At 57.5% G+C, this 13,398-nt stretch carries 10 protein-coding genes; 4 read left to right on the top strand and 6 right to left on the bottom strand.

The genetic code is table 11. The features are described 5' to 3' along the window. The first annotated feature begins 13 nt into the window (after positions 1-13). The 4 genes from nuoN to PHQ58_RS01495 all read left to right on the top strand — a co-directional run bounded on the left by nuoN (position 14) and on the right by PHQ58_RS01495 (position 7,530). Positions 14-1,501 (top strand): NADH-quinone oxidoreductase subunit NuoN, encoded by a 1,488-nt coding sequence (gene nuoN, locus PHQ58_RS01510; RefSeq protein ID WP_300106026.1) that lies wholly within the window; start codon positions 14-16, stop codon positions 1,499-1,501. 33 nt (positions 1,502-1,534) lie between these two features. Then, positions 1,535-2,134, top strand: a complete 600-nt coding sequence (locus PHQ58_RS01505; RefSeq protein ID WP_300106025.1) for an NUDIX hydrolase — start codon at positions 1,535-1,537, stop codon at positions 2,132-2,134. Positions 2,135-2,152: 18 nt separating this feature from the next. After that, the gene (locus PHQ58_RS01500) at positions 2,153-2,626 is read left to right on the top strand and encodes a DUF1178 family protein (protein WP_300106023.1); all 474 of its coding nucleotides are present in this window, start codon (positions 2,153-2,155) and stop codon (positions 2,624-2,626) included. A gap of 131 nt (positions 2,627-2,757) precedes the next feature. Then, positions 2,758-7,530, top strand: a complete 4,773-nt coding sequence (locus PHQ58_RS01495; RefSeq protein WP_300106021.1) for an NAD-glutamate dehydrogenase — start codon at positions 2,758-2,760, stop codon at positions 7,528-7,530. A 33-nt stretch (positions 7,531-7,563) separates the two neighbouring features. On the opposite strand, the gene PHQ58_RS01490 is transcribed toward PHQ58_RS01495, so the two are convergent. The 6 genes from PHQ58_RS01490 to PHQ58_RS01465 form a co-directional block, all read right to left on the bottom strand. After that, the gene (locus PHQ58_RS01490; protein ID WP_300106020.1) at positions 7,564-7,977 is read right to left on the bottom strand and encodes a hypothetical protein; all 414 of its coding nucleotides are present in this window, start codon (positions 7,975-7,977) and stop codon (positions 7,564-7,566) included. A gap of 39 nt (positions 7,978-8,016) precedes the next feature. After that, positions 8,017-8,214: a hypothetical protein gene (locus PHQ58_RS01485; protein ID WP_300106018.1), complete on the bottom strand. Its 198-nt coding sequence runs from the start codon at positions 8,212-8,214 to the stop codon at positions 8,017-8,019. A gap of 114 nt (positions 8,215-8,328) precedes the next feature. Continuing rightward, positions 8,329-10,098, bottom strand: a complete 1,770-nt coding sequence (locus PHQ58_RS01480) for an ABC transporter transmembrane domain-containing protein (RefSeq protein ID WP_300106017.1) — start codon at positions 10,096-10,098, stop codon at positions 8,329-8,331. Between the two features lie 207 nt (positions 10,099-10,305). Then, complete coding sequence (locus PHQ58_RS01475) at positions 10,306-11,460, bottom strand: carotenoid 1,2-hydratase (protein ID WP_300106076.1); 1,155 nt, start codon at positions 11,458-11,460, stop codon at positions 10,306-10,308. 29 nt (positions 11,461-11,489) lie between these two features. Continuing rightward, on the bottom strand, positions 11,490-12,533 hold the full coding sequence (locus PHQ58_RS01470; RefSeq protein WP_300106015.1) for a PLP-dependent cysteine synthase family protein: 1,044 nt from the start codon (positions 12,531-12,533) through the stop codon (positions 11,490-11,492). Positions 12,534-12,593: 60 nt separating this feature from the next. After that, a complete protein-coding gene (locus tag PHQ58_RS01465; protein WP_300106013.1) occupies positions 12,594-13,370 on the bottom strand; it encodes an ABC transporter ATP-binding protein in 777 nt (258 codons plus the stop codon). Positions 13,371-13,398 lie beyond the last annotated feature (28 nt).

Raw genomic sequence — 13,398 nt, 5'->3', positions numbered from 1 at the left:
ATAAGAGATTCCTATGATTGACAAACTCAGTTTGATCGCCGTTTACCCTGAAATGCTCCTGTTAATCATGGCGTGCGTGATCGCCTTGTTCGACTTGAGTGTCAAGAGCCGCACGCGCACTGCAACATATGTGGTGACGATGCTGACCTTGGCGGTAGTGGCTGCACTGCAAGCCAGTTACGCGACCTCCGGTCAGACGATTTATGGTTTTGGAAACATGGTCGTCAGTGACGTTATGGGCAATTGGCTCAAATGTTTTGCTACCTTGGCCGTGATGGTGACGCTGGTCTACGGCCGGCCTTACGCCGCTGATCGGGACATGTTACGCGGTGGCGAATTTTTTGTGCTGAGTCTTTTTGCGCTGCTTGGCATGTTTGTCATGATTTCGGGGAACAACTTCCTCGTGATCTACATGGGCGTTGAATTGCTGACCTTGTCGAGCTACGCGTTAGTGGCGCTGCGGCGAGATCATTCGTTGTCCATCGAGGCGGCGATGAAGTATTTTGTTCTAGGCGCTCTGGCCTCAGGCTTCTTGCTCTACGGCATGTCCATGTTGTACGGTGCCACTGGCTCACTTGATCTGCATGAAGTGTTTAAGGCCATCAATTCGGGCCAGATCAAGCATCAGGTGCTGGTTTTTGGGCTTGTGTTTTTGGTGTCGGGGTTGGCGTTTAAATTGGGCGTGGTGCCATTTCACATGTGGATCCCTGACGTTTACCAAGGTGCACCCACTGCCGTCACATTGTTGATTGGCGGGGCTCCCAAGTTGGCTGCTTTTGCCGTCACGATTCGTCTGCTGGTTGAGGGCCTGTTTCCGTTGGCCATAGATTGGCAGCAGATGTTGATGCTGCTGGCGGTTGCATCCTTGGCTATTGGCAATCTGGCCGCCATTGCGCAAACCAACATCAAACGCATGTTGGCTTTTTCGACCATTTCACACATGGGTTTTGTTCTCATTGGCATGATGTCTGGCGTGGTTGATGGGCACGCTGAGGCTGCAGGTAATGCTTACAGTTCGTCGATGTTTTATGTGGTGTCTTACGTCTTGACCACACTCGCGACCTTTGGTGTTATTTTGTTGTTGTCGCGTAATGGGTTTGAAAGCGAAGAAATTTCTGATTTCGCCGGGTTGAACCAACGAAGCCCGTTCTACGCTGGCATCATGGCGATATGTCTTTTTTCGCTCGCTGGCATACCACCCATGGTGGGCTTTTACGCCAAGCTTGCCGTGTTGCAAGCGCTGGTGGCCTCAGGTGGTGCCATGCATTTGGGTTTAGCTGTTTTTGCGGTTCTGATGTCCTTGATAGGTGCTTTCTACTACCTGCGGGTTGTCAAGGTGATGTATTTCGATGCGCCAATCACTGCGGCCAAGGTGAGCGCACCTTTTGATGTTCGTGCTGTGTTGTCCCTCAATGGTGCGTTACTGTTGATCCTTGGTTTGGTCCCAGGTGGGCTCATGACCTTGTGCGCTAATGCCATCATGCAAATGCTTGCCAGCTAATGTGTCTGGCTTAACCAGGCGGGTCGCCCGCAAATGAACAATACGGATTTCAGCGGGTTGATCGAAGAGAAAGTTCGGACCCACGAACTCTTCAAAGGCAAGTTTCTCCATGCCTTTCGGGATGATGTGAAATTGCCTGGCGGCGGGTTGGCCACTCGGGAATATGTGGTTCACCCTGGCGCGGTCATGATCGTTCCGCTGCTAGAAGCGGAGAACGGGGAACTGCAAGTGGTTCTTGAGCGTCAGTTTCGCTATCCTGTGGGTCAAGTCATGATTGAGTTTCCGGCTGGGAAGCTTGACGCCAGCGAAGACTGTTTTGACTGCGCCCGACGCGAGTTGCGTGAAGAAACGGGCTATACCGCCTTGCAATGGGCACACGCTGGCGTGTTGCACCCAGTCATTGCCTATTCCACCGAGTTCATCGACATCTGGTTCGCCCGGGGCTTGCAAGCAGGTCAGAGGCAACTGGATGAAGGTGAGTTTCTGGAAGTGTTTACAGCCACTCCTTTGCAGTTGCTTGATTGGTGTCGGGACGGCCTGGTGACAGATGGCAAGACGCTCACGGCAGCTTTATGGTTGCAAAACATGTTGTCGGGTGCATGGACACTTGATTGGCAAGATGCAAGTGTCTGATGGCTTGGTAGGCCCGTCATGAAAGTGCTCGACCTGCAATGTGGGCAGACACATGTTTTTGAGGGCTGGTTTTCTTCTGAAGATGATTTTTTGACTCAAATGGCTCAGGCAAAAATCCACTGTCCGGTTTGTGGCAGTGCCAGTGTGTCCAAACGCTTGAGTGCACCTCGTCTGAATTTTGGCGCTGCACGCGCACCTGTGGCTGATGGGGCATCTGATGATGTGACGGTTGCACAGGTTGGGGTAGATGTGACTGATCCCCTAAAGGCCATGCAGCAGCTTTGGTTGAATGCCTGTCGGCACATCGTGGCCAACACGGCAGATGTCGGAACCGGCTTTGCAGAAGAGGCAAGAAAGATGCATTATGGGGAGGCGCCCGTGCGTGCGATTCGAGGCCAGGCAACGTCGCAGGAAACTCACGCACTGATAGATGAGGGTATTGCCGTGCTGCCGTTGCTGCTGCCTGATGGCATGCTTGGTCCGTCGCAATAGCAGACGGATCGAATGCGCTTGTGTGGTTATGTGATTTTTGCATCAGGCAATGAATTGGGTAGTAAGGGTTCATTTTTGTTATAGCGGCTCCCTAGAATTAGGTTCTTCAAAAAGAACAATCGGAGACTTGCATGACTCATGCTGCCCTTTCTGCCCTGCGCACCTACACCCTGGAAAACGCTGGCTCAGCCTCTCATGAATTGGCTGACTTTGTGTCAGCTTATTTTGACAGCGCCGACCCTGACGAACTGCAAAACCGCAAGCTGTCCACGTTGTTGGCACTTGCCAACGCGCATTGGCGTCTGTTGACCGCGCTGCCAGACGCAACCGGTTCCCGTATCCGTGTTTTCAATCCCACCCTTGCTGAAGACGGTTTTGTCAGTGAACATACCGTGATTCAGATCGTTCACGACGACATGCCTTTCCTGGTGGACTCGGTCACCATGGCGGTTAACCGAAGCGGAAGAGTTGCACATTGGATCGTTCATCCTTTGTTGGCAATTGAACGCAATGCCAACGGTATGGTTGCACGTGCTAGTCTGGCGACATTGGACGCGACACACCCGGATGCCATTTCTTCCCTGATTTTGGTGGAGTGTGATCGTATATTGCCAAGCGCCGAGCGTGAGCAACTGGCTGCCGACCTGGCGCAGGTTTTGGCAGACGTTCGCGCAGCAGTCACCGACTGGGGTTCCATGCTGAATCGTCTGCAGGCGGTGCGTGAGGCATCGTCACGGTCTAGCACTTTGTCATCCATAGGACATCAGGAGGGGGTGGCGTTTCTCAGTTGGCTTGAGGCGGAGCACTTTACCTTTCTGGGTGCGCGTGACTACCAGCTGGTCCGAGAAGGTGACGTGGTCGACTTGCGTGCAGTGCCTGACTCGGGCCTTGGCATTCTGCGGGGCGAAGCGAAGACGGCGGCCTATCGTTTGCCCGCAGATGCCCTTGATTTCTTGGAATCCGACCAGTTTGTGCTTGTCACCAAAGCCATGACCCGTGCCACGGTGCATCGTGCGGCCTGGCTGGACTGTCTCACGGTCAAACGCTTTGATGAGTCGGGAGTCGTCACCGGCGAGGCACGCTTTTTGGGTCTTTACACCTCCAAGGCCTACGCGTCCAGGGTAGACGACATCCCGCAAATCCGGCGCCGTGCCGAAGCCGTCAGAATCGCCGCCAGTGTGTTGCCAGAGAGCCACGCAGCCAAGTCCTTGCAGGCGATTCTGGACGCTTATCCGCGCGATGAATTGTTCCAGGTGGACACCCCAACCCTCATTGAACACGCTGTGGGCATCTTGCGACTTCAGGAGCGCCAGCGTAGCCGTGTATTTTTGCGCCGCGACCCCTTTGGCCGATTTACCTCGGTTCAGGTGTTTGTGCCGCGTGACCGTTACAACACAGAGTTACGTATCAAAATTGGTGACGCTCTGAGTCGCGCGTTGAACGGTCAGTCGATTGAATTCACCCCAACGCTGACAGACAGTCCGCTGGCGCGCATTCATTACCTCGTTATCGCCCGCGAACAAGCGCCAAAGAACGTTGACGTGGCTGCGCTTGAAGCGCGGATTGCCCAACTGGCTCGGCGCTGGGAGGATGAGTGCCAGCAGACGCTATTGCAGATTCATGGCGAGAACCTTGGGCTGGCGCTGGGTAGCCGTTTTGCAGACAGTTTTCCGGCTGTTTACAAAGAGGACTTCTCAGGGCCCGTGGCTGCTGAAGATGTCAAAGTGCTCGCCGACTTGTCTTCCTTGACGCCGATGGCGGTGCGCCTGTATCGCCCACTGGACAGCACCCCCGGCTTGGTGCGTTTCAAGATATTCAGTATGGGCAAAGTGACCTTGTCAGATTCTTTGCCGGTGCTTGAGCGCATGGGTGCCCGCGTGCTTGATGAACACCCCTACCAATTGACGGTGCAGGCGCAAGGCGGTGAGGCATGCGACTACTGGATTCACGACTTGGGTTTACAGCTTCCGCAAACGGTTGAGTTTTCAATAATTCGCGAGCGCTTCGAGGCTTTGTTTGTACTTGTTTGGTGCAAAGAACTTGACAGTGATGACCTCAACAAGCTGGTGCTGGTGACCCGCCTGGATGCTCGCGCTATTGCGGTGTTGCGCGCCTACACGCGCTACTTCAAGCAGTTGGATTTTCCTTATAGCCAGAGTTATTTGGAAGCCACTTTGTTCAAGCATGCAGCCTTGACAGAAACCTTGTATCAGCTTTTTGATGCCCGATTTAACCCCGTGCAGGGCGAAGACCCAGCCGCAATGCAGTCGAGCCTGAATGGTGCCATTGACCAGCAGTTGAGCGCCGTGGCGAGCCTGGACGAAGACCGTATCTTGCGGCAGTACCACCGAACCCTTCTCGCCACGCTGCGCACCAACGTCTGGCAGGCTGCTCCTTCTGGTGCCGCCAAACCCTACATGAGCTTCAAGTTCAAATCGCATGACGTACCCGGCATGCCCGAGCCCAAGCCCTTGTTTGAGATATGGGTGTATTCCCCGCGTGTGGAAGCGATTCATTTGCGGATTGACAAGGTGGCTCGTGGTGGCTTGCGCTGGTCTGATCGACCCGAAGACTTTCGCACAGAGATACTGGGCCTGGTCAAGGCACAGCAGGTAAAAAACACGGTGATCGTGCCGGTTGGCTCCAAAGGCGGCTTTGTGTTGAAAAACCCGCCGCCTGCCGGTGATCGCGAAGCCTTCATGGCTGAAGGCATTGCCTGCTACAAGCTCTTGCTGTCGGGGCTGCTCGATTTGACCGACAACTTGGTCAAGGGCGAAGTTGTGCCGCCCAGGCAAGTGGTTCGCCACGACGCGGACGACCCCTACCTGGTGGTGGCTGCCGACAAAGGCACGGCGAGTTTTTCGGACATTGCCAACAGCGTCTCCGCTGAGTATGGGTATTGGTTGGGTGATGCCTTTGCTTCAGGTGGCTCGGTAGGTTACGACCATAAAAAAATGGGCATCACTGCGCGCGGTGCGTGGGAGTCGGCCAAACGCCACTTCCGGGCCTTGTCGCATGACATTCAGACCACGCCTTTCACCGTGGTGGGCATTGGCGACATGTCGGGTGATGTTTTTGGCAACGGCATGGTGCTTTCCACACAAATCAAATTGGTGGCGGCGTTTGATCATCGGCACATCTTCATCGACCCCCATCCCGATGTGGCGCGCAGTTTTGCCGAACGCCAGCGCCTGTTTCATTTGCCACGCTCCAGTTGGGATGATTTTGACCGCAGTGTCATGTCTGAAGGCGCTGGCATTTACCCGCGGGCTGCCAAGACCATCAGCCTCTCAAACGCCGCGCGCGACGTGTTGGGCATCGAAGCACATGACCTCTCCGCTACTGACTTGTTGCACGCCTTGCTGCAAGCGCCGGTGGACATGATTTACAACGGTGGCATTGGCACCTACGTCAAATCATCGGCGCAGAGCAACGCCCAGGTAGGCGACAAAGCTGGCGATGCCTTTCGGGTCAATGGCCAACAACTGCGCTGCAAGGTGTTGGTGGAAGGTGGAAACCTCGGCTGCACCCAGTTGGGACGCATTGAGTATGCCCAGGCCGGTGGTCTGATTTACACCGACGCCATTGACAACTCGGCAGGCGTTGACTGCTCAGACCATGAGGTCAATATCAAGATTTTGCTGGACCGCGTGGTGGAGGCGGGCGACCTGACGCTCAAGCAGCGCAATGACCTGCTGGCCTCCATGACGGAAGAGGTGGGCCATTTGGTGCTGGCTGACAACTACTACCAGACGCAGGCGCTCGATGTGGCTTGCCATCGGCCACTGTATTTCCTGAATGGTCAGCAGCGCCTGATGCAATGGCTTGAAGGCGCCGGGCGCCTGAGCCGTGCGGTCGAATTTTTGCCAACAGACGATGAAATCATGCGTCGGCGCGCGCTCCGGCAGGGCTTGACCGCGCCAGAAGGTGCGGTGGTGTTGGCCTACGCCAAAATGTCGGTGTTTGATGACTTGCTGGCCAGCAATTTGCCTGACGACCCGTATTTCATTCGCGTGCTGAACGCGTATTTCCCCAAAGCGCTGACCGAAAAATTTGCCTCTGCAATTGATCAGCACCCCCTCAAGCGGGAAATCATTGCCACCTATGTGGCCAACACCGTGGTCAACCGCACAGGGGCCACCTTTGTCAACTTTTTGGCTGCTGAAGCTGCCGCCAGCACGGCAGATGTGGTGCGGGCCTACACCCTGGCAAGGGAAATTTTTGACTTGACGCCTTTGTGGGATGAGATTGATGCACTTGATGGCAAGGTAGCCAGCACGCTGCAGCTTGACCTGTTGGCCAAATTGATCGCCATTGCGCAGCGTGCCTCACGCTGGATGTTGCGCGCACGGTCCAAGGAGTCTGATCTTCCGACCCTGATTTCACGTTATCAGCCTGGCGCGCGCGAGCTGCGCGCCCACTTGGAAGCCTGGTTGCCCGCAAGCGCAGTCGCCAACTGGGAGCAGGCTGCACAGGCTCTGATACAAGCCGGGGTTGCCACTGAATTGGCACGAAACCTAAGCGCACTGGAGTTTGTTTTTCCGGCACTCGATCTGGTGGACCTGACCGAACAAGCCAACACCACCATGGCGCAAGCGGCGCAAACCTATTTTGCTGTGGACACGGTGTTGGGCCTGAGCGCCTGGCGTGCCCAGATCAACCGTTTGCCAACCGACACCCTGTGGCAAACCCAGGCCAGAGGCAGTGCCCGCGAGGATGTTTACGCCATTGCGAATCAGATCAGTCAGACTGTGTTGCTGCGTTTTGAAGGAGTAGAAGCTTGGTCAGGGGCCAACGCGGCGGTCATTGCCCGCCTGTGTCATTTGTTGCAAACCATCAGCACCCAAGGAGCTGATTTGGCACCGGTGTCGGTGGCCCTGCGCGAGTTGCGTCACCTGGCATGACACCTGTCGCTGCCTCGCACCGGGGCGGCGCGGTCAAGCGCTCATGTTGACAATGCGCCCGGTGGCTTGCCCTTGTGTGTTCAACACAGGGGCCGCATCGGGGTTATTTTTGAGACCGTTGCCGCTGGCCTGACGCCGTGAACTGGTGGCGTCATACAGCCCAAAGAGCAATTCCTGCGTTTTTACCGGCACGGCCGATTGGCTGGCTTGCACAGCCGCTTTATAAGTCGGGTCGGTTTGACTCGACTGGCTCGCTTGGCTGGTCAGGCTGCGAACTTTGCCCTGCGTTTGTTGCGATGTGGTTTCAGCAGCGTCAACCTGCGCGCGCAAAGTTTGCACATTGGCTTGCGCCTGATCGGCTTCGCGGCGCGCAGCCTGTAGCCGGTTGCGAATCAGGCTGGACTGCAGTGATGGGGTAGCACTGTTGGTGGCGGCAAGGGCAGCCATGATGAGCCTCTGTGTCGATTGGGCGTCACATGGACCGCATCAAGCGGTGACGTTCAGCAGTCGACCGGTTGTTTGCCCCTGCGTGTTGACCACCGGCGTGGCTTGGGGTGGTGCCGATTTTTTGACTTCAGGGGCCTGCTGGCGCGCCTGCATATCTGCTTGTTGCTCGGCCTTCTGTATTTGCGTAGGCCGTTGGGTTGATTGGACTGCCGTGGCTTTGGGTGATGAAACGTTCATAAGAGGCTCCTTTTAGGGGTAGTTCTGAGTTTACAAGCCTTGGTCGCAGGATTCAATCCCCCTTTTTTTACGGGCTTGCCTTTGACGGCTGACCAAAGCGGGTTCATGCCAAGCTCAGTCGCTGAATTGCAGTGCCGCCAGCCCGGCGTACAGCCCATTTGCTGCCACCAACTCAGCATGTGTGCCGGTTTCTACCACCCGCCCCTGATCCAGCACCACAATGCAGTCGGCCTTTTGTACCGTGGCCAGTCGGTGCGCAATCACCACCGTGGTTCGCCCGCGCATGGCCGACTCCAGGGCGGCCTGCACCATGCGTTCGCTCTCGGCGTCCAGCGCACTGGTGGCTTCGTCGAGTAGCAGCAAGGGTGGGTTCTTCAGCATGGCGCGGGCAATGGCGATGCGCTGGCGTTGCCCGCCTGACAGGCGCACACCGCGCTCGCCCAGAAACGTGTCGTATCCCTGCGGCAGGCTATGGATGAATTCATCTGCAAAAGCTGCTTTGGCCGCAGCCTGCACCTCGGCATCGGTGGCGTCGGGCTTGCCGTAGCGAATGTTCTCCAGTGCGCTGCTGGAAAAAATCACCGCGTCTTGCGGCACGATGCCAATGTGCTCACGCAAGTCCTGCAGCGACAGGGTCTGGATGGGTACGTCGTCCAGCACAATGCGCCCGCTCTGCGCGTCAAAGTAGCGCAGCAGCAGCTGAAACACCGTGCTTTTGCCGGCGCCGCTCGGCCCTACCAATGCCACTGTTTGCCCTGGCAAGACTTTCAACGAGAAATTTTGCAAGGCCATCTGCGCCGGGCGTGACGGGTAATGAAACGTGATTGAATCAAATTCAATAGCGCTTCCCGCAATCGGCATAGGGGCTGGAGCTGGATTTAAAGGTGATTTAATGGTTGACTGGCTGGCCAGGAGCTCCATCAGCCGCTCGGTCGCCCCTGCAGCACGCAGCAAATCGCCGTAGACCTCGCCCAGCACCGCAAACGCACTGGCCAGAATGATCACGTAAACCACGGTTTGGCCCAGATGCCCGGCGCTGATGCGCCCGGCCATCACCGCCTGTGTGCCCTGGTACAAGCCCCACAGCAAGGCGGCTGAAGTCGCAATGATGATGAACGCCACCAGCACTGAGCGTGCCTTGCTGCGGCGCACCGCTACCTCGAACGCATTGTGGGTGGCCAGGTTGAAGCGCGCTGCCTCACGAGCCTCCGCCGTGTAGCTTTGCACTACGGGAATAGCGTTGAGCACCTCGGCGGCAATGGCGCTTGAATCCGCCGCGCGGTCTTGGCTGGCGCGCGAGAGCTTGCGCACACGTCGGCCAAACCACAGCGCTGGCAAGACAATGAGCACCAGCACGCCCAGCACCTGCACCATCACCATCGGGTTGGTCCACACCAGCACGCCCAAGGCACCAATACCCATCACCAGATTGCGCAGCCCCATGCTCAAGGATGAGCCCACCACGGTTTGCACCAGCGTGGTGTCGGCTGACAGCCTGGAGAGCACTTCGCCGGTTTGCGTGGTCTCGAAAAACTCGGGGCTTTGTTGCAGCACATGGCCGTACACCGCGTTGCGCAAGTCGGCGCTGATGCGCTCCCCCAGCCAACTCACCATGTAAAAACGCGCGGCCGAAGACAGCCCCAGCGCCACGGCTACGGCAAACAGCGCAGCAAAGTGCTCACGCAGGGCCATCACCTGTGCGCCCTTGTCGGTAGGCGACATACCGGCGTCAATCAGCTGGCGCAGCGCCAGCGGAAACGCCAGGGTGGCCACGGCTGCAGTGACCAGAAAAACGAGCGCCAAACCAATCCGAACGCGGTAAGGCATTAAAAAAGGCAGCAACCCAGAGAGGGACTTGGGGCTTTGGGTGGGCTTTGACGACATGGGGCGATCAATTCAAAAAAACAGAAATGGCAGGATTCGCAAAAAAAGCGCCATTGCGGCGCGCCTTGAACGGGTCGGAGGGCGTTTGCGTGGATCACCCGGATGGTCACCATTTTGCGCAAGTTCTGCTGCCCTTGAATAATTTAGACCAAATTGGCCCCTAGCGCTTATGGCTATTGCGCAAGCAGCTACTTAATTTGTAGTAATCTAAATCAACAGCGGGCTGGCGTAGCCGGTCATTTCTAGGTAGCCGCGGCCAATCAGTTTGCCTTGGCTGTCAAACAGTTCGCTCAAACCTTCCCAGTAAATGGCCCCGGTGGACTGGCGGCTGTCGAGTTCTTGCTGATCGACAACAGCGTTCACAACATAGCGTTCAGTGCTTGGCACGCCAGTGACTGTGCGGCGGGTGATGGCCACCGACCAGGCCACCGGGTAGGTGGTGCCGGTGGCACGGCTCTTCCAGAAACGTGTGGCCGCAAACACCACGTCTTCTGGCCTAAACACCTCCGGGCTGACCTGGCCCGCCACGCGATACGACCCACCGGACCACAGCGCATCGCCCGTCTTTGTGCGCAGCCTGAAAGCGGTAAGCGCGCTGCCGTCAGACAAGTTCATGCCGATCCAGTCCCAGCCGACGGCATCGGGGTGCATCAGCGACTGGCTCCACTCGTGGTCTAGCCAGGCCTGGCCTCGCGCGTTCAGCGTTTGCCCGTCCAAGCGCAGCTGCCCGCTGGCCTGCAACTGCGGCAGGCTGTAGTAAAAACTCATCTGCTCAGCTTGCGGCCCCTTGCGCGACAGCCCCTGGTCGCCTTGTAACAACAGCGGCTGGGTTTCACGCAAGGCCAGGGTAAAGGCAAAGCCCGGCCCACTGGCTTGCGCCTGGTACCCAGCGGCCTGGCGCGTGAGCGACCAATTACCCAGTGTGATGTCGGTATCAACGCTGCTGGCAGAGGCCAGATCAACCTGCGCCGCTCCAGATGCGCGGGCAATGCGCTGGTCGTGCAGCAAGCGCTTGCCTGCCACATCGGTGACGGCGGCGTGGGCGAAAATCAACTGCTTGGCGGCAAAGGCGGATCGCATGCCTTGGGTCACCGGCACGCGCGATCTGAAAAATGTCAGCTGAAAACCAAACTGGCGTTCTTCGGCTTGCAGCTGACCCGTGATGTACCACCACTCAATGGCAAAGTCCGGGTGGCTGCCCAGATCACGTGGGAACTGCAGGGCTCGTTTGGCAGGCAGGGTTGACGGCTGCGTGGTGCTGCCACTTTGTGCCTGCGCCAAGCCGGGCCAGAGCGGTGCGCTCAAGCTGGTGGCGAGCAGCTGGCGGCGCGATAACGATGGATAAAGCGGGCTTTGCAAAATGGTGGGGGAGACAAAAAGTCTATGAATTCTCAGCCCAATCGGGCGCGCAGGTCAGCCAATGCACAAGTGCAGTCGCCGATGTTTTTATCGACCCATGCCGGGTCATGGTACGAGCCCAGGTAGCGTTCCCCGGCATCACACAGCAGCGACAAGATAGAACCCTGCTCACCGGTTGAGCGCATCTCGCAGGCCAGCGTCAGCATGCCGACAAGATTGGTGCCGGTGGATGGCCCAACCTTGCGGCCCAGCAACTCTGACAGCAGCTGCATGGCGGCCAATGAATCGACATTGCTCACCGTCAACATGCGGTCAACCAGCGTGCGGATGAAGCTGGCTTCCACGCGCGGTCGGCCAATGCCTTCGATCTGCGAGCCGGGCCCGGTCAGGGTGGCGTCCCCGGTGCGGTGGTAGTTGCCAAACACCGAACCTTCGGGGTCAGCCACCAGCACCTGGGTATCGTGACGCTGGTAACGGATGAAACGGCCAATGGTGGCGCTGGTGCCACCGGTGCCAGCGCCTACCACCACCCAGCGTGGCACCGGGAATCGCTCACGCGCCATCTGGTTGAACATGCTTTGGGCGATGTTGTTGTTGCCGCGCCAGTCGGTGGCGCGCTCGGCGTAGGTGAACTGGTCCATGTAGTGGCCACCGGTTTGCAGGGCCAGCGCACGCGCCTCGTCGTAAACAGCAGGGGCGCTGTCGACCAAATGGCACTGGCCACCATAAAAGGTGATTTGTGCAATTTTTTCGGGTGAGGTGCAACGCGGCATCACGGCAATGAAGGGCAGGCCGAGCAGCCTGGCAAAGTAGGCTTCACTCACCGCAGTGGAGCCGCTGCTGGATTCCACCACGGTGGAGCCTTCATGCAGCCAGCCGTTGCACAGGCTGTAGAGAAACAGCGAGCGGGCCAGGCGGTGTTTCAGGCTGCCAGTGGGGTGGGTGGACTCGTCTTTCAGGTAAAGGTCAATGCCGTGGCTGGCAAAGGCCGGCAAGGGCAGGGGAATCAGGTGGGTGTCGGCACTGCGCTGGTAGTCAGCCTCAATGCGGGCCAGTGCCGTGTTTAACCAAGTCATTTAAATTACTATAAAAATAGTAGCTGTTCGCGCTTACTGTATAAGGGCTAGAGGCCTGAATTACTTCAAACTTCCGGATAAAAACTGCGCTAGGCGCACGCTCTTTGGGCTGCCCAGCACGGTGGCCGGGTTGCCTTGCTCTTCAATCTGGCCCTTGTGCAGGAAGATCAGGTGGTTAGACACCTCGCGGGCAAAACCCATTTCATGCGTCACCACCACCATGGTGCGGCCTTCCAAAGCCAGGTTTTTCATAACCTTGAGTACCTCACTGACCAGCTCGGGGTCAAGTGCGCTGGTGGGTTCGTCAAACAGCATCACCTCGGGCTCCATGGCCAAGGCGCGGGCAATCGCCACGCGTTGCTGCTGGCCACCGCTCAGGTGTGCTGGGTATGCGTCTTCTTTGCCTTCCAGGCCAACTTTGGCGAGGTATTTGCGGGCAATGTCCACCGCCTGGTCGCGTGGCACACCCATCACATGCACCGGGGCTTCGATGATGTTTTGCAACACCGTCATGTGCGCCCACAGGTTGAAATGCTGGAACACCATGGCCAGCTTGGTGCGCAGGCGCGCTAACTGTTTCGGGTTGGCGGCGTGCAATTCGCCCCTGGCATCAGGGTTCAGGTGCAGCTCTTCACCGGCCACGGTGATCCGCCCTTGGTTTGGCTTTTCCAGCAGATTGATGCAACGCAAAAACGTGCTTTTGCCAGAGCCTGAGCTGCCGATGATGCTGATCACATCCCCGGCATGCGCCGTGAGCGACACGCCTTTGAGGACTTCGTTGGCGCCAAAGCGCTTGTGGATGTTGTCAACCTGCAGTTTGAGCGATGTGGTGGTCATATTTGAACTTTGGGTTGAAGACTGGGCG

The organism is Rhodoferax sp., assembly GCF_028688795.1.
Lineage (GTDB): Bacteria > Pseudomonadota > Gammaproteobacteria > Burkholderiales > Burkholderiaceae_C > Rhodoferax.
The sequence above is the reverse complement of the archived record's forward strand: the minus strand, read 5'-3'. Positions and strand labels throughout refer to the sequence as shown.

Coding starts and splice junctions, on each gene's coding strand:
- PHQ58_RS01480 (WP_300106017.1), bottom strand. CDS start 10,098: ATGTCGTCAAAGCCCACCCAAAGCCCCAAGTCCCTCTCTGGGTTGCTG.
- PHQ58_RS01490 (WP_300106020.1), bottom strand. CDS start 7,977: ATGGCTGCCCTTGCCGCCACCAACAGTGCTACCCCATCACTGCAGTCC.
- PHQ58_RS01500 (WP_300106023.1), top strand. CDS start 2,153: ATGAAAGTGCTCGACCTGCAATGTGGGCAGACACATGTTTTTGAGGGC.
- PHQ58_RS01485 (WP_300106018.1), bottom strand. CDS start 8,214: ATGAACGTTTCATCACCCAAAGCCACGGCAGTCCAATCAACCCAACGG.
- PHQ58_RS01470 (WP_300106015.1), bottom strand. CDS start 12,533: ATGACTTGGTTAAACACGGCACTGGCCCGCATTGAGGCTGACTACCAG.
- PHQ58_RS01505 (WP_300106025.1), top strand. CDS start 1,535: ATGAACAATACGGATTTCAGCGGGTTGATCGAAGAGAAAGTTCGGACC.
- PHQ58_RS01465 (WP_300106013.1), bottom strand. CDS start 13,370: ATGACCACCACATCGCTCAAACTGCAGGTTGACAACATCCACAAGCGC.
- PHQ58_RS01495 (WP_300106021.1), top strand. CDS start 2,758: ATGACTCATGCTGCCCTTTCTGCCCTGCGCACCTACACCCTGGAAAAC.
- nuoN (WP_300106026.1), top strand. CDS start 14: ATGATTGACAAACTCAGTTTGATCGCCGTTTACCCTGAAATGCTCCTG.